The organism is Pseudomonas uvaldensis (assembly GCF_021271205.1).
Taxonomy (GTDB): Bacteria; Pseudomonadota; Gammaproteobacteria; order Pseudomonadales; family Pseudomonadaceae; genus Aquipseudomonas; species Aquipseudomonas uvaldensis.
Map to the genome: position 1 here is coordinate 513594 of NZ_JAIWKS010000006.1, position 21632 is coordinate 535225.

At 62.5% G+C, this 21632-nt stretch carries 22 protein-coding genes and 1 pseudogene; 13 read left to right on the plus strand and 10 right to left on the minus strand.

The genetic code is table 11. The features are described from left to right. Nucleotides 1-199: 199 nt before the first annotated feature. Together LCU97_RS17075 and LCU97_RS17080 are read left to right on the plus strand one after the other, a co-directional pair. The gene (locus LCU97_RS17075) at nt 200-1507 is read left to right on the plus strand and encodes a type VI secretion system Vgr family protein (RefSeq protein ID WP_232777264.1); all 1308 of its coding nucleotides are present in this window, start codon (nt 200-202) and stop codon (nt 1505-1507) included. Next, a complete protein-coding gene (locus tag LCU97_RS17080) occupies nt 1504-2301 on the plus strand; it encodes a DUF4123 domain-containing protein (protein WP_232777265.1) in 798 nt (265 codons plus the stop codon). Before LCU97_RS17075 ends, LCU97_RS17080 begins: the two co-directional genes overlap by 4 nt. A 4-nt stretch (nt 2302-2305) precedes the next feature. Here LCU97_RS17080 and LCU97_RS17085 read toward each other — a convergent pair whose 3' ends face one another. Beyond that, complete coding sequence (locus LCU97_RS17085; protein WP_232777266.1) at nt 2306-3655, minus strand: MATE family efflux transporter; 1350 nt, start codon at nt 3653-3655, stop codon at nt 2306-2308. A 220-nt stretch (nt 3656-3875) separates the two neighbouring features. Beyond that, nucleotides 3876-4169 carry a hypothetical protein gene (locus tag LCU97_RS17090; RefSeq protein WP_053155457.1) on the minus strand — a complete coding sequence of 98 codons (294 nt, stop codon included), beginning with the start codon at nt 4167-4169 and terminating at the stop codon, nt 3876-3878. A gap of 166 nt (nt 4170-4335) precedes the next feature. On the opposite strand from LCU97_RS17090, the gene LCU97_RS17095 reads away from it, so the two are divergent. Genes LCU97_RS17095 through LCU97_RS17110 form a run of 4 tightly spaced genes read left to right on the plus strand, consistent with a single transcriptional unit; the run spans nt 4336 to nt 6606 of the window. Then, nucleotides 4336-4641, plus strand: a complete 306-nt coding sequence (locus LCU97_RS17095) for a MazG-like family protein (protein WP_053155455.1) — start codon at nt 4336-4338, stop codon at nt 4639-4641. Beyond that, the gene (locus LCU97_RS17100) at nt 4638-5387 is read left to right on the plus strand and encodes a methyltransferase domain-containing protein (RefSeq protein WP_053155453.1); all 750 of its coding nucleotides are present in this window, start codon (nt 4638-4640) and stop codon (nt 5385-5387) included. The genes LCU97_RS17095 and LCU97_RS17100 overlap by 4 nt, the downstream gene beginning before the upstream one ends. 23 nt (nt 5388-5410) lie before the next feature. Continuing rightward, a complete protein-coding gene (locus LCU97_RS17105; protein ID WP_053155452.1) occupies nt 5411-6028 on the plus strand; it encodes a DUF4136 domain-containing protein in 618 nt (205 codons plus the stop codon). Between the two features lie 20 nt (nt 6029-6048). Next, nucleotides 6049-6606, plus strand: coding sequence for a DUF4136 domain-containing protein (locus LCU97_RS17110; RefSeq protein WP_232777267.1), 558 nt, complete (start codon nt 6049-6051; stop codon nt 6604-6606). A gap of 107 nt (nt 6607-6713) precedes the next feature. Here LCU97_RS17110 and LCU97_RS17115 read toward each other — a convergent pair whose 3' ends face one another. Next, entirely contained in the window at nt 6714-7568 is an 855-nt protein-coding gene (locus LCU97_RS17115; protein WP_232777268.1) for a MaoC family dehydratase, read from the minus strand. A gap of 2 nt (nt 7569-7570) precedes the next feature. Beyond that, complete coding sequence (locus tag LCU97_RS17120; RefSeq protein WP_053155446.1) at nt 7571-8923, minus strand: 3-oxoacyl-ACP reductase; 1353 nt, start codon at nt 8921-8923, stop codon at nt 7571-7573. 167 nt (nt 8924-9090) lie between these two features. Between LCU97_RS17120 and LCU97_RS17125 the strand changes: the two genes are divergently transcribed. Further along, entirely contained in the window at nt 9091-10368 is a 1278-nt protein-coding gene (locus LCU97_RS17125; RefSeq protein ID WP_232777269.1) for an acetyl-CoA C-acetyltransferase, read from the plus strand. On the opposite strand, the gene LCU97_RS17130 is transcribed toward LCU97_RS17125, so the two are convergent. Next, entirely contained in the window at nt 10355-11383 is a 1029-nt protein-coding gene (locus LCU97_RS17130) for a bile acid:sodium symporter family protein (RefSeq protein ID WP_232777270.1), read from the minus strand. The genes LCU97_RS17125 and LCU97_RS17130 overlap by 14 nt on opposite strands. 78 nt (nt 11384-11461) lie before the next feature. Between LCU97_RS17130 and LCU97_RS17135 the strand changes: the two genes are divergently transcribed. Together LCU97_RS17135 and LCU97_RS17140 are read left to right on the plus strand one after the other, a co-directional pair. Continuing rightward, the gene (locus LCU97_RS17135) at nt 11462-12253 is read left to right on the plus strand and encodes an AraC family transcriptional regulator (RefSeq protein ID WP_053155440.1); all 792 of its coding nucleotides are present in this window, start codon (nt 11462-11464) and stop codon (nt 12251-12253) included. Nucleotides 12254-12470: 217 nt separating this feature from the next. Continuing rightward, entirely contained in the window at nt 12471-13364 is an 894-nt protein-coding gene (locus LCU97_RS17140) for a PA4780 family RIO1-like protein kinase (RefSeq protein ID WP_053155438.1), read from the plus strand. Between the two features lie 101 nt (nt 13365-13465). Here LCU97_RS17140 and cueR read toward each other — a convergent pair whose 3' ends face one another. From cueR to LCU97_RS17155, 3 genes and pseudogenes are all read right to left on the minus strand, one after another. Then, nucleotides 13466-13891 carry a Cu(I)-responsive transcriptional regulator gene (gene cueR, locus LCU97_RS17145; RefSeq protein WP_053155437.1) on the minus strand — a complete coding sequence of 142 codons (426 nt, stop codon included), beginning with the start codon at nt 13889-13891 and terminating at the stop codon, nt 13466-13468. After that, a pseudogene (locus tag LCU97_RS17150) lies at nt 13888-16050 on the minus strand (heavy metal translocating P-type ATPase); the annotation flags it as partial. The pseudogene LCU97_RS17150 and the gene cueR, both read right to left, overlap by 4 nt. Before the next feature lie 135 nt (nt 16051-16185). Next, on the minus strand, nt 16186-16566 hold the full coding sequence (locus LCU97_RS17155) for a hypothetical protein (protein ID WP_053155435.1): 381 nt from the start codon (nt 16564-16566) through the stop codon (nt 16186-16188). A gap of 149 nt (nt 16567-16715) precedes the next feature. Between LCU97_RS17155 and LCU97_RS17160 the strand changes: the two genes are divergently transcribed. Then, nucleotides 16716-16913, plus strand: coding sequence for a heavy-metal-associated domain-containing protein (locus LCU97_RS17160; RefSeq protein ID WP_053155433.1), 198 nt, complete (start codon nt 16716-16718; stop codon nt 16911-16913). Nucleotides 16914-17008: 95 nt separating this feature from the next. Then, nucleotides 17009-18202 (plus strand): multidrug effflux MFS transporter, encoded by a 1194-nt coding sequence (locus LCU97_RS17165; RefSeq protein WP_232777271.1) that lies wholly within the window; start codon nt 17009-17011, stop codon nt 18200-18202. A gap of 1 nt (nt 18203) precedes the next feature. Here LCU97_RS17165 and LCU97_RS17170 read toward each other — a convergent pair whose 3' ends face one another. Then, complete coding sequence (locus tag LCU97_RS17170; RefSeq protein WP_172679656.1) at nt 18204-18371, minus strand: hypothetical protein; 168 nt, start codon at nt 18369-18371, stop codon at nt 18204-18206. Nucleotides 18372-18521: 150 nt separating this feature from the next. Next, complete coding sequence (locus LCU97_RS17175; RefSeq protein ID WP_053155430.1) at nt 18522-19535, minus strand: zinc-binding alcohol dehydrogenase family protein; 1014 nt, start codon at nt 19533-19535, stop codon at nt 18522-18524. Nucleotides 19536-19646: 111 nt separating this feature from the next. Between LCU97_RS17175 and LCU97_RS17180 the strand changes: the two genes are divergently transcribed. Then, a complete protein-coding gene (locus LCU97_RS17180) occupies nt 19647-20576 on the plus strand; it encodes a LysR family transcriptional regulator (RefSeq protein WP_053155428.1) in 930 nt (309 codons plus the stop codon). Between the two features lie 243 nt (nt 20577-20819). Continuing rightward, nucleotides 20820-21554 (plus strand): ArsR/SmtB family transcription factor, encoded by a 735-nt coding sequence (locus LCU97_RS17185; RefSeq protein WP_232777272.1) that lies wholly within the window; start codon nt 20820-20822, stop codon nt 21552-21554. The last annotated feature ends 78 nt before the right edge of the window (nt 21555-21632 follow it).

The following is a 21632-nucleotide window of genomic DNA, read 5'->3' on the forward strand; positions in this document are numbered from 1 at the left end:
TACGCTGCACAGTGCAGGTTTTTTCGGATAGTCCTGAAGGGCGTTCTTATTTGTGCCGCTGTTATTTCGGCTGATCGGCTCATTTAACCGCTGCTGTCCTCATTTCATGTAGTCCCTTTCCTAACTTGTACTTCGGCTCTCTACTCCGCCATGGCTCTCAGCGAGAATCCCCGGCCGCCCCTCCTGTAGAGATACGCCGATGTCCGATCCAGCCAACGAACCGTTATTTCGTCTGGAGATAGCCGGTTTGCCCGAATCCCTTGTCGTTTCGGCCTTCCAGGGTAGCGAAGCCATCAGCGAAGCGTTCGCCTATGAGGTCGAACTGCGGCCCGTTGACATGCCCCTGGATCTTGCTGGCCTGTTGTACCGTAGCGCCTGGTTGAGCTTCGGAGGCTCGGGCCGGGGCATACACGGTCAGATTCACGAGCTTGTGCAGCACCGCCTCGACGCCGGTTGCCGGGTGCGCATCGGGCCGAAGCTGGCGTGCCTGGCGCAGCGCTTCAGCCAGCGGGTATTCAATGCCTGCACGGCCCCGCAGATCATCCGCCAGGTACTCAAGGGCCACGGTATCGGAGGCCGCGGCCTGTGCCTGGATCTGCAGCGGGATTACCCACCGCTGGACTTCTGTACCCAATATCGGGAATCGGACCTGCAATTTCTCCAACGCATATGCGCCCAGGCTGGCATTCACTTTCATTTCGAACACATGCGTGACACGCATTGCCTGGTATTCGCGGACAGTCCCGGCAGTTTTGCCCCGGCCAAGGAGATGGCCTATGGCATCGAGCCCCGGGTACCCGGAGTTCGGGAGTTCAGCGTGCAAACCGTCGCTTCGGGGGAGCAGGTTGCCGAGGGCCGTAGCGATCTGATGGGCCTGCATTGTGGTCAGGGCCTGTCGTTGACGGCGCATCCTTTTGACGACTGGAATCAGCGTTGGCTTTTGACGAAGGTCGAGCATCGCGGCGATGCCAATGGCTACGGCAATCATTTCCGCGCCATTGCCGGTGGACAATCGTTTGTGGCGGACAGCCCTCCCACACCGCGAATGCCGGCCCTGCAGCGCGGCTGGGTGGTGGCGGTGGACGCACCGGCATCGCGGCGCCTAGGGCGAGTGGCGGTGCAATTCGACTGGGTCTATCAGGGCGAAGGGGCCAGCCCAAGTCATTGCTGGCTGCCCTTGGCGCCTGATCTGGCCGCTGGTGGCGTGAGCAGCCTCGGCGAGGGGACGGAAGTGTTGGTGAGTTTTATCGAAGGCGACCCGGATCGCCCCATGATCAGCGCCTTTCTCGACGATTCGGGTTGCCCACAAACGGCGGGCGAGACCGCCGGGGAAGCCCCTTTGCGCGAACCTGACTGGCCGTCGGAAGCCGACCCGGTGTTGCTGGCTGCGATCCGGGCGGCCGAGCCGCTGGTGCTGCTGTGCCTGTTGCCTGGGGGTGGCAGCTTCAGTCCTTGTGGTCGGCCGGTGTGTACTTGTCGGCTGATCACCCAAGGCGCCGTCCCATGAGTGTTGTCGCCATGTCCGGATCAACGCCTCAATGGCTGTTGCTCGATCTTGCGGGCGCACCGATGGCGGCGCGGCTTCTACAAGAGCAGTTCGCCGATGTCCGGCGCTTTGCCTTGTTCGAAGACACCGAATGGCATGGGCTCAGGGAGCACGGCCCGCTGCTGGTGGATCTGCAGCAATCAACGGCGCTGACCGGCCTGTGTCAACTGGATGCGGGTTCCTGGCCGGGATTGTTGTTGGTAAGCGCATCGCCCGTTACACAGCTGCTGGCGCATCTGCGACGGATGCTGACGGTGACCCTGGGCATGCATCACAAAGCGCTGCTGAGTTATTACAACCCTCACACCGCCAGCTATTTCTTCGACGGGTGCGACCCGGCTGAGCTCAGCTGCTGGCTGGGGCCTATCGACCTGCTGCGCTGGTTCGGCGGCACCTGGGCCGACCGGGCCATCGGCAGTCAGGGCTGGCAACAGCTCTCCAATCCCGGGCTCTTGGTCGACGTACTGGAAAATGAGCACAGCCTCAGCGCCCGTCAACAGAACCAATTGCAACGATGCCTGTTGGAGCGTCATGCCTGGCAATGGTCGTGTGATACCGGGCGCGATTACCGGACGCTCTGGGATTATCTGGAGCATGGATTGGCGCTGGGGTTTACCGAGCGCGAGGTGTTGGATGGCTGGTTGTGGCTGCGTCTGCAAAATCCCGATGCCCGGTCGGTGCCGGAACTCAAGGGCGACTCGCAGCACGAACGTCTCGATTATCTGCGTCGGCTGTGGCAGGGCGATGAAGGTTGATGCGTCAATCGACTCGGGCGCCAAGCCAGAGCTCGCGCCGATGTAAACGCCACGCGAAACCGCCGAGGGTCAGGCTGCGCACCGCCATGAACAGCAGGAAGGTAATCCACAGCCCATGGTTGCCCAGACCTTGCAGTGTCCAGGCGAGGGGCAAGACCAGCAACAGGGTCAGCAACATGCCGTTGCGCATCTCCCGGGCCCGGGTGGCACCGATAAACAAGCCGTCGAGCACATAGCTCCACACGGCGATCAGCGGCAAGGCCGCCAGATAAGGCAGGTAGCGATAGGCGGTATCGCGCACATCGGGGATGTCGGTCTGCATATCGATAAACAGATGACCGGCGAACAGGAACAGCAGCGCAAAGCCAACGCTTGCAATCAATGACCAACCGCAGGCCACCACTAATGAGCGGCGCAGGGCCAGGCGGTCGCGAGCACCAATGGCATGGCCGCACAACGCTTCGACGGCGTGGGCGAGTCCGTCCAACGCGTGGGCAGTCAGCAGCAGCCCGTTGAGTAGCAGGGCATTGGCCGCTACCGTCGCATCCCCCAGGCGGGCGCCCTGCACAGTGATCAGGAAAAACACTGACTGCAACGCGAGACTACGAATGAAGATGTCGCGGTTTACCGCCAGCAACGGGCGCCAGTTCCGCCACAGGCCCAGGGCTGCCCAGGCCACCTGCCCCGGCCAGGCCCGCAGTGTCTTGCGGGCCAGTGCCAGGCCCAGCAGCGCTCCGGTCCATTCGGCAATCACCGAAGCCCGGGCGGAACCGGCAACACCCCAGTCCAGGCCGAGCACGAACCACAGGTTCAGGGCGATATTCACCAGGTTCGTGGTCAACAGGATCGCCAACGGCGCCCGTGCATTCTGCGCACCGAGGAACCAGCCCACCAGCGCATAGCCGGCCAGCGCGGCCGGGAGGCCGAAGAGTCGTGTATAGAAGAAGTCCCGGGTCAACTGATCGAGCTCGGTCGACGGCTGCATGAAGTGCAGGGCCACGCCGCTCAATGGCACGCCGAGCGCACCCAGCAACACCGCCAGCCCCATTGCCAGCAACAAGCCCTGCAACAACACCTGCCGCAACGCTGCTCCATCTGCGCGCCCGGCCGCCTGCGCCGCGAACCCGGTGGTGCCCATGCGCAGAAATCCCATGGCCCACGCCAGCACCGTATACAAACTGCCCCCGACCGCCACCGCGCCCAACTGATGGGCATGGGGCAGATGGCCGATGACAGTGCTGTCCACCAACGCCACGAGCGGTACGGAAATGTTCGACAGAATCATCGGCGCGGCCAACGCCCAGACCCGTCGATGGGTCAGGCGATCGCGCCAATCGGTAATCAGCTTGGACATGCAGGCTCCTCGATGGAGCGCGATTGTAGCCGCTCTCGCCACAATGCTGTCCGACTCTCAAGCCAAGGCTGTGTACGAAATTGTTTGAAACGCAGGTTAGGCAAGGCAAAAACCGGCGAGGAACGGCCGGGGTCGCGCTCGACTTGACTGGTTGTCAATGAGCATTCCGAGCCGGTTTTTAACGCCGCATAACCAAGTTTCAAACGATTTCGTACATAGCCTAGTGAATGATCCAACTCAACACCCACAGCCCCAGCACCAGCCAGATAATCCCCAGCACGATCGAGGCCCGCATGAAGGCGCGGATGGCCGAGTAGAGCATCAGCAACCCCAGGATCAGCGCGATGATGCTGATGATCGAGGTGTCCATGCCCAGCGCGCGGGACAGGCCGTCGACGAAGTTGCTGCCGGCATTGGCCAGGGTGTTGAACAGGCCGCTGAGCAGATCGACGATAAAGCGGATCACCGAACCGAGTGCCTGGCCGAGCCATTCGAAAAAGCTTTCTACCTGCATGTGTGCGTCCTGATGAAAGAAGTTTGAGTCGAGCCCTTTTGGCGCGTGATCGTAGGAGTTGTCCAAGGCCTCGATCGTTCGATTATGGAGTAAATCCCCGCTTCGTATCGAGACGCTTGCCTTCCCTTGTCTTCCCCCCGAAGCTATGGGCATTCAGGAGAGCCCGATGAACCTTGTTGAACTGACCGAACGCCTGCACGCCATTCGTGACCGTAACGACTGGCGGCAATTTCACAGCCCGAAGAACCTCGCCATGGCCGCCAGCGTGGAAATGGCCGAGCTGGTGGAGATCTTCCAATGGTTGACCGAGGACCAGTCGCGCCAGTTGCCGGCGGACAAACTGGCCCACGCCGGGCAGGAGGTCGGGGATATCGTGCTGTACCTGTTGCTGTTGTGCAGCGAACTGGGCTTGGACATGGACGCCGTCGTGCGCAACAAGCTGGCCGACAGCGAGCGGCGGTTCGGCCAATGAGCGACCGTCATTTCGACCAGCTCGCTACGCGTTTTGCCGAAAAGATCTACGGCGGGGCCAAGGGTGCGATTCGTCTGGCGGTGCTTCAGGCCGACCTGATCGAGACGTTGCCGGAGCGTCCGCTGCGGGTGCTGGATATCGGGGCCGGGCTGGGGCATATGTCGTTGTGGCTGGCCGAGCGCGGTCATCAGGTGACCCTGGCCGAGCCGGCCGAACCCATGCTCGAAGGCGCGCGCCAACGGTTTGCCGATGCCGGCCAGGGCGCTACGTTCATTCAGGCGCCATGGCAGGATCTGCCGGGGCGGCTCACCGAGCGTTACGACCTGGTGCTGTGCCACGCGGTGCTGGAATGGCTGGCCGAGCCCCACGCGATCCTGCCGGTGCTGCACCAGTTGACCGTGCCGGGTGGTTGGCTGTCCCTGGCCTTCTACAACCGCGACGCGCTGGTGTACCGCAACCTGCTCAAGGGTCATTTCCGCAAGTTGCGCAAGAATGACATGGCTGGTGAAAAGCAGAGCCTGACGCCGCAACAACCCCTTGATCCACGGGAATTGGCGGCGCAACTTGAGGGCCTGTGGCAGGTCGAAAGTCAGAGTGGCGTACGGGTTTTCCATGACTACATGCCTGTGGAGTTCCAGGGCCGCGTCGAGCTGGCACAATTGCTGGAAATGGAGCTGGCCCACCGTCGCCATCCGGCGTTTGCCGGGCTGGGGCGCTATCTGCACTGGATCTGCCGTCCGCTCTGATCGCAGAGAAATCGGAGAGCAAAATGAAAGGTCGTTCAGGGGTATTGGTGTTGTGCCTGGGGTTGGCCGCCTGTCAGGGCAGCAACCCGTATGTCGCCACTTCCAGACCGCTGCCCCCGGCACCGCCCGAAGCCGCCACGGTGTTCGACCGCAGCGCCTACCCCGCGCCGCCGCGTGACTATGGACGCTATCGCAGTTGGGCCTGGCTCAACGGCCGGCTACCGCCGGGCACCGCGTGGGCGGATTCGGCCCAGGTGGCCGAGGCGGTGAGCAACGCCCTGGATCAGCGAGGCCTGCGTCCGCTGCATGACAACCGGCCGGCCGACCTGTTCGTCAGCGCCGACCTGCGCCTGGAAACCCGGCTGCGCCAGGTTCGCGATGACTACGACTCGGGTTACTACGGCGGCTACGACCGTTACAACCGCTATGGTCCGGGGTATGGCATGTACCACTCGGTCCCGGTGGTGCGTACGTATCAGGAGCAGGTCGTGGTAGTCCGTGTGGAACTGTTCGACGCCCGTACGGGGCAGCCGGTATGGAGCTCCAGTGCCGAGACCAGCCAGCGTGGCAGTCAGAGCGAACGCACCGATGCCATTCGCGACGCGGTGGAAAAAGCCCTGTCGGCTTATCCGCCCAGTTGATTACGTAACGGAGAAGAATCATGTTCCGCCGTCTCGCTTTACTGGTCTTTGCCGTCTTGCTCAGCGCCTGTGCGGGTAAGCAGGTCAATCACGACTTCGACACCAGCCGCGATTTCGCGGCCTACCGCAGTTGGAGCTGGAAAGATCCGGCGTTGCAATATCGCCCCGATGATCCACGGATCAAAAGTGACCTGACGGAACAGCGGATCCGCCAGGCGGTTGCCGATCAACTCGACCAGCGTGGCTTGCGTCCGGCGCCGTCGGGCGGGCGAGGCGATGTGCTGGTCCAGGCCTACCTGATCGTCGAAGACCGCCAGCAACAAGTCACCACGAACTACGGCGGTGGCTGGGGCGGTCCCTGGAATGGTTATTGGGGCGGGCCGATGTACAACGAAACCCGCAACATCAGCTACAAGGTGGCCACGGTGCAGATCGATTTGCTCGATGGCAAGGACGGCAAGCTGGTGTGGCGCGGCAGTGACGAGCAACTGCTCAGCGATTCCCCCAAACCGGCTGATCGCAGTGCCGCAGTACGTGAAACGGTCGGGCGGATCCTCTCCAACTACCCACCGCGATAATGGACTGAACCTGTAGGAGCAAAACTTTCGCGATGAACGATTAAACGGTTCGTTCCTATCGCGGGCAAGCCTTGCTCCCACAGTTTCCCACACAGGATTGGCCCGACTCAGGCAACCGGCCGCCAGCTACCCGCCATGTGCTCCAACTCTCCGGCCCCCACCAACCGCAAGTGACCACTGGACCCCGCCGCGCTCGCCAGCAATGTCACTTCGCTGGGCAGGCGAACAGGTTTCTTGAAGGTCACGTCGATCTCAAGGTTGGCTTCGGGCAGGTGATCATCCAGCGCTGCCAGGGTTCGGGCCTTGTTCCACAAGCCATGGGCGATGGCCGTGGGAAAGCCGAACAAGCGGGCGCTGATGCCGCTCAGGTGGATCGGGTTGTAGTCGCCTGACACTTTGGCGTACTGCCGGCCGATATCGGCGGGTGCGCTCCAGTGCGCCACCTCGGTCAGTGCCGGACGCTCCTGCTCCTCGGGCTCGACCAATGCACCGTCTAGTTGCACGCCTTTGCAGAGCATCTCGCTCTCGGCTTCCCACAACGGCCCCAACTGATCATCGAGGCGGGTGACGAGGCTGAACACCGCCCCTTTTGGGTGGGCGTTGAGGTTTTCGACATTGACGCTGGCCCGCACCTGGCCGACGCCGCCCATGGGGCGCAAGACGCGGATGCGGTTGCTCAAGTGCACCAGTCCCAACAGCGGGAACGGAAAGTCCCGGTCGGTGAGCAGTTGCATTTGCAGGGCGAACGCCATGACGTGGGGGTAGGTCGGGGGCAGCAACCCGTTATCGACGAAACCGCAGACCTTGCGGTAGGCCGCCAGGCGTTGCTGATCGACCTGGAGCGACTGGCGCAGTCCCACCGTCGGCAGCGTCGTGCCGGTGACCTTGCGGCGCGTCGCGGCTTTTGTGTAGAGCCCGGACATGTTCGGCGCGCCACTGACCTCGTGCCATTGCGTCGTCATGGTCATGCTCCCAGCAGGCTTTGCCCGCACACCCGCAGCGCCTGTCCGGTGACGGCACCCGTGCCCGGTTGCGCAAGCCATGCGACAGCTTCGGCGACGTCCTGGGGCAAGCCGCCCTGGCCCAGGGAACTCATGCGTCGCCCGGCTTCGCGCAAGGCGAAGGGGACCTCGGCAGTCATTCGGGTCTCGATGAAACCCGGAGCCACGGCGTTGATGCTGATCCCCCGTGCCTGCAGGGTCGGTGCCCAGGCCTGGGCCAGGCCGATCAGCCCGGCCTTGCTCGCCGCATAGTTGGTCTGGCCGCGATTGCCGGCGATACCACTGATGGACGCCAACAGAATCACCCGGCCATTGTCCCGCAGGGTGCCGCTGTCCAGCAGCGCCTTGGTCAGCACTTGCGGCGCATTGAGATTGACCGCCAGCACCGCGTCCCAGAATTCCGGCGTCATGTTCGCCAGGGTCTTGTCCCGGGTGATGCCGGCGTTGTGCACCACGATGTCGACGCCGTCGGGCAGGTGTTCGATCAACCGGGCAGCGGCGTCTTCGGCGCAAATGTCCAGCGTGACGCCGCGCCCGCCCAGGCGAGCGGCCAGGGCTTCGAGGTCGGTCTTGGCCGGCGGGACGTCCAGCAGGATCACATCGGCGCCGTCACGGGCGAGGGTTTCGGCGATGGACGCGCCGATCCCGCGGGCGGCGCCAGTGACCAGCGCCCTGAGCCCGGTAAGCGGTCGTGTCCAGTCCTGGACTTGGGCATCACAGGCCTTGAGGCGAATGACCTGTCCGGAAACGTAGGCGCTTTTAGGCGAGAGGAAAAACCGCAGCGCGCCTTCCAGTTGAGCTTCGGCGCCGTCACCGACATATAGCAACTGCAAGGTGCCGCCGTGACGCAGTTCCTTGGCCAGTGACCGGCTGAACCCCTCCAGCGCCCGCTGGGCACTGGCGGCGAACGGATCGTCAAGGGTTTCCGGGGCCCGTCCGAGGATGACGACGTGGGCGCTGCGGTCGAGGTTCTTCATCAACGGCTGGAAAAACTCCCGCAACTGCTTGAGCTGATCGACCTGAATCAAATGACTGGCGTCGTACACCACGGCCTTGATTTTCGGGCCGTGGCCGGGGATCCACTCGGTGGCCAGCGTCGGTTCGCCGCCGTAGACGAAAATGGCATCGGTCAGGCGCTTGGCGAACGTGCCGACCTGTGCGGTCAACGGCCCACCGCCCAGCAGCAGCGCGCCTTCGATCGGGCGCAGCCGACCGGCCTGCCAGCGTTCAAGACGTACCGGCGATGGCAAGCCGAGCGCCCCGACCAGGCGCAGGCCGATGGCCGAGTTGGCGAAGTCGATATAACGGTCAGACATGGAACACTCTCCGGCTGATGAGCTTCCAAGTGTGGACCATGATTGGTATTCGGTCGTTCGATCCACCAAATAAAGCCTACGCTAGGCAGATGTGGGAGCGAGCCTGCTCGCGATAGAGACGCAACGTACTTATATCCAGACGCATTCGAACACACGGGGATTTCTTCATGACACAGCCACGCCGCGTCGCGATCATCGGTGGAAACCGCATTCCCTTCGCCCGTTCCAACGGGTCCTACGCCACCGCCAGCAACCAGGCAATGCTGACAGCGGCCCTCGAGGGGCTGATCGAGCGCTACAACCTGCATGGGCTGCACATTGGCGAGGTCGCTGCCGGGGCGGTGCTCAAGCATTCCCGGGACATGAACCTGACCCGTGAATGCGTGCTCGGCTCGCGATTGTCGCCCAGTACCCCGGCCTACGACGTGCAGCAGGCCTGTGGTACGGGATTGGAAACGGTACTGCTGGTTGCCAACAAGATCGCCCTGGGGCAGATCGACAGCGCTATTGCCGGTGGCGTGGACACCACTTCGGATGCACCGATAGGCGTCAATGAAGGGTTGCGCAGGATTCTGCTGCAAGCCAATCGTGCGAAGACCACCGCCGACAAAATCAAAGTGTTCCTACAGTTGCGCCCTCAGCACCTGGTCCCCGATCTGCCCCGCATCAACGAGCCACGCACCGGCCTGAACATGGGGCAACACTGCGAATTGATGGCCCAGACCTGGCAGATCTCAAGGGAGGAACAGGATCAGTTGGCCCTGGAAAGCCATCAGAAAATGGCGGCGTCCTACGCCGAAGGCTGGCAGAACGACCTGATGACGCCGTTTCTCGGCCTGACCCGGGACAACAACCTGCGCCCGGACCTGACCCTCGAAAAACTCGCATCCCTCAAGCCGGCCTTTGAAAAAAGTGCCAAGGGCACGATGACGGCGGGTAACTCCACGCCGCTGACCGATGGCGCTTCGTTGGTGTTGCTGGGCAGTGAAGAGTGGGCCAGGGCCCAGGGACTGCCGATCCTGGCGTACCTGCGTGATGGCCAGACCGCCGCGGTGGATTTTGTCCACGGCGCCGAAGGATTGCTGATGGCGCCTGCCTACGCAGTGCCGAAATTGTTGGCGCGCAATGGCCTGGCGTTGCAGGACTTCGATTACTACGAAATCCACGAGGCCTTCGCCGCTCAGGTACTGTGTACACTGAAAGCCTGGGAGGATCCGGACTATTGCAAGACACGTCTGGGCTTGGACGCCCCGCTGGGCGCCATAGACCGTAGTCGCCTGAATGTGAAGGGCAGCTCGCTGGCCGCCGGGCATCCGTTTGCCGCCACGGGCGGGCGAATCGTCGCCAACCTGGCCAAGTTGCTCGATGCGGCGGGAAAAGGCCGGGGGCTGATCTCCATCTGCGCGGCCGCCGGTCAGGGCGTGACGGCGATTATCGAGCGCTGAGCACCGCTTCGTTCTGTCGGTTGACCAGGGCCCGCTGACGGCTGGCGTAGCGTTCGGCCAGAATCGAACAGACGATCAGTTGCAGCGGGTGGTAAATCATGATCGGCAACAGAATCAGGCCAAGGCCGGGATGCTTGCCAAAGATCAGTGCCGCCATTGGCACGCCAGCGGCCAGGGATTTCTTGCTGGCGCAGAACACTGCGGCAATTTCGTCGGCATTGTTGAACCGTAGGGCCCGGGCGGTGCGAGTGGTTGTCCAGAGAATGATTGCCAGCAACACGGCACTTCCCAGTACGGCGCTGAACAGCACGCCGTTGCCTTGTTGCCGCCAGATCCCGGACACCATGGAATTGCAGAACGCCGCGTAGACCAGCAGCAGGATCACCAGCTTGTCGATGACGCTGGTGTAGCGTTTGTAGCGGCCAAAAAAACCGGCCAGCCAGCGCCGCAGAAACTGTCCGAGCACCAGCGGTAACAGCAACATCATGCACAGGTCCAGCAGAGTCGAGCCCAGGTCGATGCCGTCGGCGCCGCGCCCGACCACCAGACTGACCAGCAGCGGTGTGAGGAAAATCCCCAACACGCTGGACAGGCTCGCGTTGAGAATCGCCGCCGGTACGTTGCCGCCCGCACTGCCCGTCAAGGCCACCGAGGACGAAATGGTCGAGGGCAGGGCACACAGGTAGAAGAACCCCAGCATCAGCAGTGACGGTACATGACTGCCCAGTAGCACGTTGCTCACCCACCAGATCAACGGGAACACCCCAAAAGTGAAGCCCTGCACCATCAGGTGCAGCCGGATGTTTTTCAGGCCGTGGCGGATCTGTTCGCCCGACAGGTTGACCCCGTGCAGGAAGAACACCACGAAGATGCCGACGTTGACCACCCACTCGGCATGCATTGCACCGCCGGTGGCGCCAAAGGTCGGGAAAAAGTACGCCAGCAGCGTGGCGAGCAGCATGCCGCAGAGGAACCAGTCGGTCACCAGGCGCTTGAGGTGTCTGAACATGTGCATAAGGCACCGAAGTTGTAAGTAAAGGTGACTTAGCCTAACGTCGGCACTGACAGCCGTCTTGCGACATAAGGCCAATCAATGCCGACTAACGGACACCAGCGGCTCGAACGTCGTATTCCCGATCTGACGCAACTGCCCAGGCCGGTCTACGCCCGTGTCGAAAGCCTGAGCGCCGGTTCCTGGACTCAAGCCCATCGCCATGACTGGGTGCAGTTTTCCTACGCCATCAGCGGCGTACTTGGCGTGCACACAGCCGCAGGCAGTTTCTTCGCGCCGCCTCAATGGGGCATCTGGATTCCGGCGGACCTGGAACATCACGTCGTGACGTCCACCCGGGCGGAAATGCGCAGCCTGTATGTCCGTCGCCAAGCCTGCCCGTGGGATGACGGACGCTGCCGGGTCCTGGAGGTCACGCCGCTGGCCCGCGAGCTGATCAAGGGGTTCTGTCAGTTGCCGGTCGAGTACCCGCAGGGCGATACGCCCGAGTCGCGACTGGTGCAGGTGTTGCTGGACCAATTGGCGACACTTCCAGAAGTGGGTTTTTCCCTGCCGTTGCCCCGGCATTCGCGCTTGCTGGGATTGTGCAACGAGTTGATCGAGCAACCTGAACAGAACGTTACCCTGCAAGCCTGGGCCGAACGCCTGGGAACCTCGGAAAAAACTCTGATGCGAATGTTCCAGCGTGAAACAGGTCTGAGTTTTCGGGCCTGGCGCCAGCGCATGCGGTTGTTGTCGTCCCTCGGTTCGCTGGAAGAGGGGGACAGCGTGACCGGCGCGGCGCTGTCGTGCGGGTATGACTCTACATCCGCTTTCATTGCGGCGTTCAAGTCAATGTTCGGATTTACACCGGGCGAGTTGTTCAAGCGCTGAGTCCAGCGCCGGGATTGTCAGTTCTTGTCGCAAATAACCTCGGCGTCAGATTGGCAGTGCCGGCGCTGCTCTCGGCTATGATTCGACTCGGTCGATATCCGGCACAGTGTGTGCATCGCCGGTTCACAGGTCGGCAACCCCTCCCCGTGGAGGAAGGATTGCCGTATAACGGCTGTCATTCGCGTGTTTGGTCACAAAGGACCCAGAATAAAAGCTGATGAAGACTCCAAAACGCATTGAACCCCTGATCGAGGACGGTCTGGTCGACGAAGTGCTGCGCCCACTCATGAGTGGTAAAGAAGCAGCTGTCTATGTGGTGCGCAGCGGCAATGAGCTACGTTGCGCCAAGGTCTACAAGGAGGCGAACAAGCGCAGTTTCCGTCAAGCGGCCGAGTATCAGGAGGGTCGCAAGGTCCGTAACAGCCGGCAGGCCCGTGCCATGGCGAAAGGCTCCAAGTTCGGGCGCAAGGAGGCCGAAGACGCCTGGCAGAACGCTGAAGTCGCGGCGCTGTTTCGCCTGGCCAATGCCGGGGTACGTGTGCCCAAACCGTATGATTTCCTCGAGGGCGTGCTGTTGATGGAGTTGGTGGCCGACGAGTACGGCGACGCGGCTCCGCGACTGAACGATGTGGTCCTTGAGCCGGATCAGGCCCGTGAATACCACGCCTTCCTGATCTCGCAGATCGTGTTGATGTTGTGTGCCGGCCTGGTGCACGGTGACCTGTCGGAGTTCAACGTACTGCTCGCGCCGACAGGCCCGGTGATCATCGACCTGCCGCAGGCGGTGGATGCCGCCGGTAACAACCATGCCTTCAGCATGCTTGAGCGCGATGTGGGCAACATGGCGTCCTACTTCGGTCGTTTCGCGCCGGAGCTCAAGCGCACCCGCTATGCCAAGGAGATGTGGGCGCTTTACGAGGCCGGGACCTTGCATCCGGGTAGCGTGTTGACGGGTGAGTTCGACGAGCCGGAGGCGTTGGCGGATGTCGGTGGAGTCATGCGCGAGATCGAGGCCGCCCGCCGGGACGAAGAGCGTCGCCAGGCCATGCGCGCCGCCGAAGATGCGCCGCCGGGCAAGACCGAAGAACCGCCTCCGCCCTGGATGCAATGATCGGTCAGCGCAAAGCTTATCCTTCTGGCGCAAGACCCACCCTGTAGGCGCCGAGCTTGCTCGCGATGACGGTGGGTCAGTTTGCATGGATGTTGCGCGGGTCATCCCGAGCAAGCTTTGCTCCCGCCTTCAGAACTGCACCCGGACGCCAGTTCCTTGAGGATCGGACAGTCCGGGCGGTGGTCGCCATTGCAGTGTTCCACCAAGTCCTGGAGGGTGTCGCGCAGTCCGGCCAGTTCGCGGATTTTCTGGTTCAGGTCGTCGATGTGCTGGCGGGCGAGAGCCTTGACGTCGGCGCTGGCCCTTTGACGGTCCTGCCAGAGCGTCAACAGCTTGCCGACTTCTTCCAGGGAAAACCCCAGGTCCCTGGAGCGCTTGATGAACGCCAGTGTGTGCAGGTCGTCAACACCGTAGATCCGGTAGCCGCTGTCGGTGCGATGGGCTGCCTTGAGCAGGCCGATGGATTCGTAATATCGGATCATCTTCGCGCTCAGGCCGCTCTGGCGGGCCGCTTGGCCGATATTCATCGCTTGTCCTCCTGGTCCTCGGGTGTCCAGAATTTCAACAGTAACGCATTGCTCACCACGCTGACGCTCGACAACGCCATGGCCGCACCGGCCAGCACCGGGTTGAGCAGGCCGAATGCCGCCAACGGAATGCCAATCAGGTTATAGACGAACGCCCAGAACAGGTTCTGGCGGATCTTTGCGTAGGTCTTGCGGCTGATCTCCAGCGCTGCCGGTACGAGTCGCGGATCGCCGCGCATGAGGGTGATGCCGGCGGCATGCATTGCCACGTCGGTGCCGCCGCCCATGGCAATGCCGATGTCAGCGGCAGCCAGCGCTGGTGCGTCGTTGATACCGTCGCCGACCATTGCCACCACGGCGTTTTTCTTCAGCTCGATGACGATGGCGGATTTGTCCCCCGGCAACACTTCGGCATGCACATTGGCAATGCCCAGCGCCTGGGAAACCACCTTGGCGCTGCCTCGGTTGTCGCCGGTCAGCAAGTGGCTGGTGATATGACGTTCATCCAGGGCCCGCACCGCAGCGAGTGCGCCCGGCTTGAGGGTGTCGCCAAAGGCGAACAGACCCAGCACCCGTGGCGTTGTGCTTTGCTCGATCAGCCAAGACAAGGTCCGACCTTCCGTTTCCCAGGCTTGGGCCGACTCGGCCAGGGCCGCGGGTTCAAGGCCCGACTCTTCCAACAAGCGCCGATTGCCCAACGCCAGGCGCCGGCCCTCCAGGCTACCGGCAATGCCACGTCCGGCCAGGGCCTGACTGTCGCGGATAGCCGGCACGTCCAGGCCACGCTCGGCGCAGGCGTCCAGCACTGCTTTGGCGAGGGGGTGTTCGCTGCCGCGCTGCAGGGCGCCTGCCCATTGCAGCAGCGTGGTTTCGTCACCGTCGAGGGCGGCCAGGTGGGCGATGCGCGGCGTGCCGGATGTGAGCGTCCCGGTCTTGTCGAACACCACCGAACTGACGTCATGGGCACGCTCCAACGCCTCGGCGTCCTTGATCAGGATCCCGTGGCGCGCGGCTACGCCGGTGCCAGCCATGATCGCCGCGGGTGTCGCCAGGCCCAGGGCACAGGGGCAGGCGATCACCAATACGGCGACGGCATTGATCAGCGCGGTTTCCAGTGGGGCGCCGTACAGCCACCAGCCGATCAGCGTTGCCAGGGCCAGCAACAGCACCACCGGCACGAACACCTGACTGACTTTATCCACCAGTTTCTGAATCGGTGCCTTGGCCGCCTGGGCGTCTTCCACCAGGCGGATGATGCGCGCCAGGACGGTTTCCGTGCCCAGTGCCAGGGTACGCACCAGCAGTCGGCCTTCGCCGTTGATGGCGCCGCCGGTGACCTTGTCGCCGGGGCCCTTGGGCACCGGCAGGCTCTCACCACTGATCAGCGCCTCATCGGCGTGGCTTTGGCCTTCCAGGACTTCACCGTCAACGGGAATGCGTTCACCGGGTTTGACCAATACCACGTCGTCCAGGCGCAAGGCACTGATCGCAACGTCGCGTTCCTGGCCTTCGACCACCTGTGTCGCACGTTCCGGCCGCAGGGCTTCGAGGGCCCGGATGGCGCTGGCGGTCTGCCGCTTGGCGCGGCTCTCCAGGTATTTGCCCAGCAATACCAGGGCAATCACCACCGCCGAAGCTTCGAAATACAGATGTGACGAACCGACGAACGCCCATTCGTAGACGCTCAAGCCATAGCCGGCGCTGGTACCCAATGCCACCAGCAGGTCCATGTTCCCGGCCCCGGCGCGTACCGCCTTGAACGCCGCGACATAAAACCGCGCACCGAAGATGAATTGAACCGGCGTCGCCAGGGCGAACTGCACCCAACCCGGAAGCATCCAGTGCACGCCCAATGGCTGCAGCAGCATTGGCAGTACAAGTGGCAGCGACAGCAGGATCGCCAATATAAGCACCAGACGCTCATGGTTCAGGTGAAGGGGCTGGGTGTCATGGGGTTGTTCGTCCTGCCAGACGCTGGCGTCGTAGCCGGCGCGCCTGACTGCGTCGATCAGGATTTGCGGATCGAGCCGTTCGAGCAATTCAACGTGGGCCCGCTCATTGGCCAGGTTGACGCTGACCCGGTTCACGCCGGCCACTTTGCCCAGGGCGCGCTCCACACGCCCGGCGCAGCTGGCGCAGGTCATGCCGGTGATGGGCAGGTCGACGGTGGTGGATTCGGACATCGGTCGGGCTCCCTGTAGTGAATGGCTACAGGATCAACCTTGCCATGCGGGCAAGGTCAAGCGCCAATCCGAAGACTTGCACAGGCCCGCTCCCACATGGATAGGGTTGTGTCAGTAACCGAGCCCGGTCTTCCTGAGGTACATCCCTTGCTCGTTCATGGCGATACGGTACTTCAGGATGTCGCCGGCCTTGAGGGTAATTTCCTGCGAACCCGGTGCGAGCATGCCCGGACCGCAACCTGGCGTCTGGCCTGGCAACAACTTCAGGCGCAAAGAGAACCGGCCGGCCGGCAAATTGAAGGAGGTACTGCCCTCCTGAAACAGCCTGGCAGTGAGTTGATCATTGATATAAATACCAATCTCGCAAGAGCTGGAAACTTCCAGGCGCTCGCGGGAGACGATCACCACGCCGAAATCCTCGTCGGCTGATGCCGAGGGGGCCACCGCTGAAAAAACCAACATGCAAAACAGGCTGAACGTTGACCAGCGCATGGCTGAACCTCCGGTGTTGAATCCTTGATGTGTGCAGCTTGGCTGAGCACGTTGCCGATTGCCAGCCCGGCAGATTTCGTCAGAACTTGACCTTGCCATGATGGCAAGCTTGAAACTGCCGCCAACGTCAATTGCCAGGAGTCATTTTCATGCAAACATTCAATGTCCAGGGCATGTCCTGCGGTCACTGTGTCAAGGCTATCACCCAGGCTGTGCAGGCCAGGGATCCAGCGGCCGATGTGCAAGTCGATCTCGGCGCCAAGACTGTGCGGGTCCAGAGTTCGTTGCCGGCCGATACGTTGGCCGAGGTCATCAAGGAGGAAGGGTACGAAGTCCGTCCTGCCTGAATTATTTTAATCGTTAGCGACCTATCGGAATGTTCAAGGGCGCCCGGCATGGATAGACTGTCGGGCTGCTGACTGACGCCTGAACGGGACGCCCGATGAACCTTCGTATCATTCTGATTCTTGGCGCCTTGAGCGCCTTCGGTCCTTTGGCGATCGATTTCTATCTGCCCGCCTTCCCGGCCATGGCAACCGCCTTCGGCACCGATGAGAAACACATCCAGCTGACATTGGCGGCCTATTTCCTCGGGCTGTCCATCGGGCAATTGGCCTACGGGCCGGTGGCCGATCGCTTCGGACGGCGCATTCCGCTGTTGACGGGCGTCGGATTGTTCACACTGGCGTCCGTGGCTTGCGCCTATGCACCAAGCCTTGAATGGCTGATTGGCGCCCGTTTCATCCAGGCCCTGGGCGGATGTGCCGGCATGGTGATTTCCCGCGCGGTGGTCAGCGACAAATGCGATGCGGTCGGCTCGGCCAAGGTGTTTTCCCAGTTGATGCTAGTGATGGGGCTGGCGCCGATCCTCGCGCCGATGCTCGGCGGATTGCTGGTGAACCTGTACGGCTGGCAATCGATCTTTATCGGCCTGACCCTGTTCAGTGCGCTGGCGGCCACGGCCGTGGCCTTGTGGTTACCCGAGAGCCTGCCGGCACACGTGCCCCGGCAACCGTTATCCGGGGCTTTGCGCCAATACGGTCGACTGCTGACCGACTCGGTCTTCTTGGGGCATGCCCTGACGGGCGGTATCGCGATGGCAGGGATGTTTGCTTACATCGCCGGTTCGCCATTCGTATTCATCAGGCTTTACGGGGTGCCGGCCGAACACTTCGGCTGGTTGTTCGGCACCAATGCGGCGGGTTTCATCCTGGTGGCGCAGGTCAACGCTCGATTGTTGTCCAGGCGTGGCCCGGCCTTTCTGCTGACCCGTGTGGTGTGGGTTTACCTGGCGGCTGGGCTGAGCCTGCTGGCTGTCAGTGCATTACAGCCTGCGCGGCTGTGGCCGCTGTTGATTCCACTGTTCATCTGCATCGCCAGCCTGGGTTGTATCATTCCCAATGCATCGGCTTGCGCCATGAGCGGGCAGGGTGCTCGGGCCGGCAGCGCTTCGGCGATGCTGGGGTGTCTGCAATTTTCCGTAGCTGCCGGGGCGGCCGCGTTGGTGGCGGCATTGCATGACGGCACCGCCGTACCGATGGCGATGGTCATCAGTCTTTGCGGACTGTTGGTGGTGGGCGCGGCGATGCTGACCCGGCGCCTGCAAAAAGCCCGGGTCGTCGATCGCCAGGGCTGATTCAGCCAGCCGCGCGCTGCTGTTCGGGGAAGTGGTGTGGCGCGTGAATCCGCGCTTGCAGGGTGCTGGCAAAAGCTTTGGCTTCGGCCTCGGTACGGAAGGTGACGGCGTGCTGGTCAAGACGCACTTGCCATTGGGATTTTGCCACTTCTTTTATCAGGATCTTCATTGCTGACCTCCTCACGTAAAAGATTGCGTTGCAAAGGCCTCGAGTGTAGACCGGAATGCGATCGCAATTGTGACAAGGGTCAATTCTCGGACTGACGGTGCAATTGCCTGCGGGAGCAAAGCTGCTCCCACAGGCCCTGGTTCTGCTGGATCAAAACCCTTCGAGCACGATCTTGCCCTTGGCCTTGCCGCTTTCCAGCAATGCGTGGGCCCGGCGCAGGTTTGCGGCGTTGATGATGCCGAAGTGCTCGCCAACCGTGGTCTTCAGCGTGCCGGCGTCGATCAGTGTGGCGACGCGGTTGAGCAGATGATGTTGCTCAATCATGTCTGGCGTTTCGAAGAGCGAGCGGGTGTACATGAACTCCCAGTGCAACGACAGGCTTTTGCGCTTGAGTTTGGACACATCCAGCGCCTTGGGGTCGTCGATCAGCGCCAGTTTGCCCTGGGGCGCCAGCGCTTCGACCAACTGGTCCAGATGCTGGTCGGTCTGGGTCAGGCTGGCAACGTGGGTCACCTGCGCCTGGCCGGCTTCCTTCAGCACCGCGCTCAATGGCTGGCTGTGGTCGACCACCAGGTCCGCTCCCAGGCTGCGTACCCAATCTTGTGTCTGAGGGCGGGAGGCGGTGCCGATGACCTTCAATCCGGTGAGTTGGCGGGCCAACTGCGTCAGGATCGATCCGACGCCGCCCGCAGCGCCGACAATCAGCAGGCTCTGGTTCTTGTCATCCGCGCCTTCCTGGATCTGTAGCCGCTCGAACAGCAACTCCCAGGCGGTAATGGCCGTCAACGGCAATGCGGCCGATTCGGCGAAACCAAGGCTTTCGGGCATGTGGCCGACAATACGTTCATCCACCACGTGCAGTTCGCTATTGCCACCCGCCCGGGCGATGGAACCGGCGTAAAAGACCCGGTCGCCGGCCTTGAACAACGTGACGTCGCTGCCCACGGCCTTGACCACGCCGGCCACGTCCCAGCCCAGCACCTTGGCGGCATCGCCTTCAGGCTGGACGTTCTGGCGCACTTTGGTATCCACTGGGTTGACCGAGATGGCTTTGACTTCCACCAGCAGATCCCGTGGGCCGGCGACGGGTTCCGGCAGTTCGATATCTTGCAGCGATTTCACGTCGCTGATGGGCAACGAATGATAGTAGGCAATGGCTTTCATGCAGTGGCTCCGTGAGTGAGTGGGATGCCGCCATGGTTAGCTATTTATCGCCACGATAAAACCGGCTAAAAAGACAGGCTCTTTCAATATTTTTTTGATAATGGAGTCGCCATGCTTCGATTCGATGACCTGCAGCTGTTTGTCCGGGCGGCGGATCTGGGCAGTCTTTCCGCAGCGGCCAGGGTGATGGATCTGTCGGCGGCGGTGGCCAGTGCCGCGTTGAAGCGGATCGAGCAACATCTGGGCGCCCGGCTGTTGGCCCGTTCGACCCGCAGCTTGCGCTTGACCGCCGAGGGGGAGGGATTTCTCGAATATGCCAGGGCCGCGTTGAGCAGCCTCGACGAGGGGCGGCGGCTTTTGACCAGCAGCCAGGACCGGGTCAGTGGCGTGCTGCAGTTATCCGCACCCTCTGACCTGGGACGCAACCTTTTGTTGCCCTGGCTGGACGAATTCCAGCGCGAACACCCGGGGTTGACGGTGCGGCTGTTGCTGGGCGATCGCATCGCCGACCTTTTCAAGCAACCCGTCGACATCGCGCTACGCTATGGCGAGCCGGAGGATTCGAGCCTGGTGGCCCTGCCGGTCGCGGCGGATAACCGCAGGGTGCTGTGTGCCTCACCGGATTACCTGGCTCGCCACGGCGAACCTCGCCAGTTGGAGCAACTGGCCCAGCACAATTGCCTGTTATACATGCTCGGCACCCGGGTTCATGACCATTGGTGCTTTCAAGACGGTAAACGGGAAGTGAGCCTCACCGTCACTGGTGATCGTTTCAGCGATGACGCCGACGTGGTCAGGCGCTGGGCGGTGGCTGGCGCGGGCATCGCTTATAAGTCCTGGCTGGATGTTTCAACCGATGTGCTGGCCGGCCGCCTGAAGATCCTGCTGCCGAGCCTGCTCTGCGAGCGTGCACCGCTGAATCTGCTGTGCGCTCATCGGGCTCAACTGAGCAAGCCCATCAACCTGCTGCGGGAAATGCTCCAGGCCCGTTGTGGTCAGTTGACCGCGCAATTTCCGCGTTTGGCGGCGGACGACCAATAGTCGCGGGCAAATAGAGAATTTTCCCTCACGAACAATCGCCTCCAAAGGTTTCCGGAGGACAGGAAAGCTTGGGCGCCACGCTTATACTAGCGGCCGCCTGAATCGGCGCGGCACCGGGGAAGTACTGTCCCGTCGACGCATCGATACCACCGGTTCCGGTGGTCGAGCCGCTTTGGGCGGCGCCTTATGACGGGTCATCCGGCCCCAGAGCAGTAGACGAATGATTCAACAGGGAGTGAATACATGGAACATGCACCTTGCATCAGCCAGATCGCCACGCTGCTGGCCGACCCAAAGCGCAGCGCAATGATGTGGGCGTTGATGGACGGTACGGCCCGGCAGGCTGAAGAGCTGGCGTTACTGGCCGGGTTATCGCCGTCCTCGGCCAGTGCTCATCTGGGACGCCTGTCGGCCGGTGGTCTGTTGAAAGTCGAAGCACGGGGGCGCAAGCGGTTTTTCCGCCTCGCGGCGCCGGAGGTCGGCGCGGCAGTCGAGGCATTGGCCAGCGCCACCCTGGCCAGTACGCCGCGACAGATCCCGGAGGTCTTCAAGCGTGGCGTGATGTCGACCAGAACGCCGTCGGCCCCCGCGTCGCTGTTGCGAGCCAGGCTCTGTGACGATCATCTGGGGGGAACCCTGGCGGCCGACCTGTATCAGCGCCTGCTGGATGCCGGCTGGATTGAGCAGTGTGACCAACGGGTGATCGTCACTCACAAGGGGGCCAGTCTGTTGGCCGGGCACGGCCTGTTCATTCAGGCCCTGGCCCATCGCAACGCCCGCACCGCCTGCGCGTGTCCGGACTGGAGCGAACGCCGTCCGCACCTGGGGGGCGCCCTGGGGGCGGCATTGCTGCAGTTGTTCATGCAGTCCGGCTGGTTGAGCCTGCCCAACGATTCGCGAGCCTTGCAGGTAACAGCGCTCGGCCAGCAGGAAATTCACCGATTCGCCAGGCAGGATACGTTGGAAATGGCGCTCTAGGGCCATCGACAGGTCGTATTCAGCATCAGGCACCCGCGAGGTTCGCGCACACTCGGCCCGGTGATCATCGGACTGGGG

What these genes read in the sequence shown, in the direction of transcription:
- LCU97_RS17075 (WP_232777264.1), top strand. Translation starts at nt 200, where the DNA reads ATGTCCGATCCAGCCAACGAACCGTTATTTCGTCTGGAGATAGCCGGT.
- LCU97_RS17080 (WP_232777265.1), top strand. Translation starts at nt 1,504, where the DNA reads ATGAGTGTTGTCGCCATGTCCGGATCAACGCCTCAATGGCTGTTGCTC.
- LCU97_RS17085 (WP_232777266.1), bottom strand. Translation starts at nt 3,655, where the DNA reads ATGTCCAAGCTGATTACCGATTGGCGCGATCGCCTGACCCATCGACGG.
- LCU97_RS17090 (WP_053155457.1), bottom strand. Translation starts at nt 4,169, where the DNA reads ATGCAGGTAGAAAGCTTTTTCGAATGGCTCGGCCAGGCACTCGGTTCG.
- LCU97_RS17095 (WP_053155455.1), top strand. Translation starts at nt 4,336, where the DNA reads ATGAACCTTGTTGAACTGACCGAACGCCTGCACGCCATTCGTGACCGT.
- LCU97_RS17100 (WP_053155453.1), top strand. Translation starts at nt 4,638, where the DNA reads ATGAGCGACCGTCATTTCGACCAGCTCGCTACGCGTTTTGCCGAAAAG.
- LCU97_RS17105 (WP_053155452.1), top strand. Translation starts at nt 5,411, where the DNA reads ATGAAAGGTCGTTCAGGGGTATTGGTGTTGTGCCTGGGGTTGGCCGCC.
- LCU97_RS17110 (WP_232777267.1), top strand. Translation starts at nt 6,049, where the DNA reads ATGTTCCGCCGTCTCGCTTTACTGGTCTTTGCCGTCTTGCTCAGCGCC.
- LCU97_RS17115 (WP_232777268.1), bottom strand. Translation starts at nt 7,568, where the DNA reads ATGACGACGCAATGGCACGAGGTCAGTGGCGCGCCGAACATGTCCGGG.
- LCU97_RS17120 (WP_053155446.1), bottom strand. Translation starts at nt 8,923, where the DNA reads ATGTCTGACCGTTATATCGACTTCGCCAACTCGGCCATCGGCCTGCGC.
- LCU97_RS17125 (WP_232777269.1), top strand. Translation starts at nt 9,091, where the DNA reads ATGACACAGCCACGCCGCGTCGCGATCATCGGTGGAAACCGCATTCCC.
- LCU97_RS17130 (WP_232777270.1), bottom strand. Translation starts at nt 11,383, where the DNA reads ATGCACATGTTCAGACACCTCAAGCGCCTGGTGACCGACTGGTTCCTC.
- LCU97_RS17135 (WP_053155440.1), top strand. Translation starts at nt 11,462, where the DNA reads ATGCCGACTAACGGACACCAGCGGCTCGAACGTCGTATTCCCGATCTG.
- LCU97_RS17140 (WP_053155438.1), top strand. Translation starts at nt 12,471, where the DNA reads ATGAAGACTCCAAAACGCATTGAACCCCTGATCGAGGACGGTCTGGTC.
- cueR (WP_053155437.1), bottom strand. Translation starts at nt 13,891, where the DNA reads ATGAATATCGGCCAAGCGGCCCGCCAGAGCGGCCTGAGCGCGAAGATG.
- LCU97_RS17155 (WP_053155435.1), bottom strand. Translation starts at nt 16,566, where the DNA reads ATGCGCTGGTCAACGTTCAGCCTGTTTTGCATGTTGGTTTTTTCAGCG.
- LCU97_RS17160 (WP_053155433.1), top strand. Translation starts at nt 16,716, where the DNA reads ATGCAAACATTCAATGTCCAGGGCATGTCCTGCGGTCACTGTGTCAAG.
- LCU97_RS17165 (WP_232777271.1), top strand. Translation starts at nt 17,009, where the DNA reads ATGAACCTTCGTATCATTCTGATTCTTGGCGCCTTGAGCGCCTTCGGT.
- LCU97_RS17170 (WP_172679656.1), bottom strand. Translation starts at nt 18,371, where the DNA reads ATGAAGATCCTGATAAAAGAAGTGGCAAAATCCCAATGGCAAGTGCGT.
- LCU97_RS17175 (WP_053155430.1), bottom strand. Translation starts at nt 19,535, where the DNA reads ATGAAAGCCATTGCCTACTATCATTCGTTGCCCATCAGCGACGTGAAA.
- LCU97_RS17180 (WP_053155428.1), top strand. Translation starts at nt 19,647, where the DNA reads ATGCTTCGATTCGATGACCTGCAGCTGTTTGTCCGGGCGGCGGATCTG.
- LCU97_RS17185 (WP_232777272.1), top strand. Translation starts at nt 20,820, where the DNA reads ATGGAACATGCACCTTGCATCAGCCAGATCGCCACGCTGCTGGCCGAC.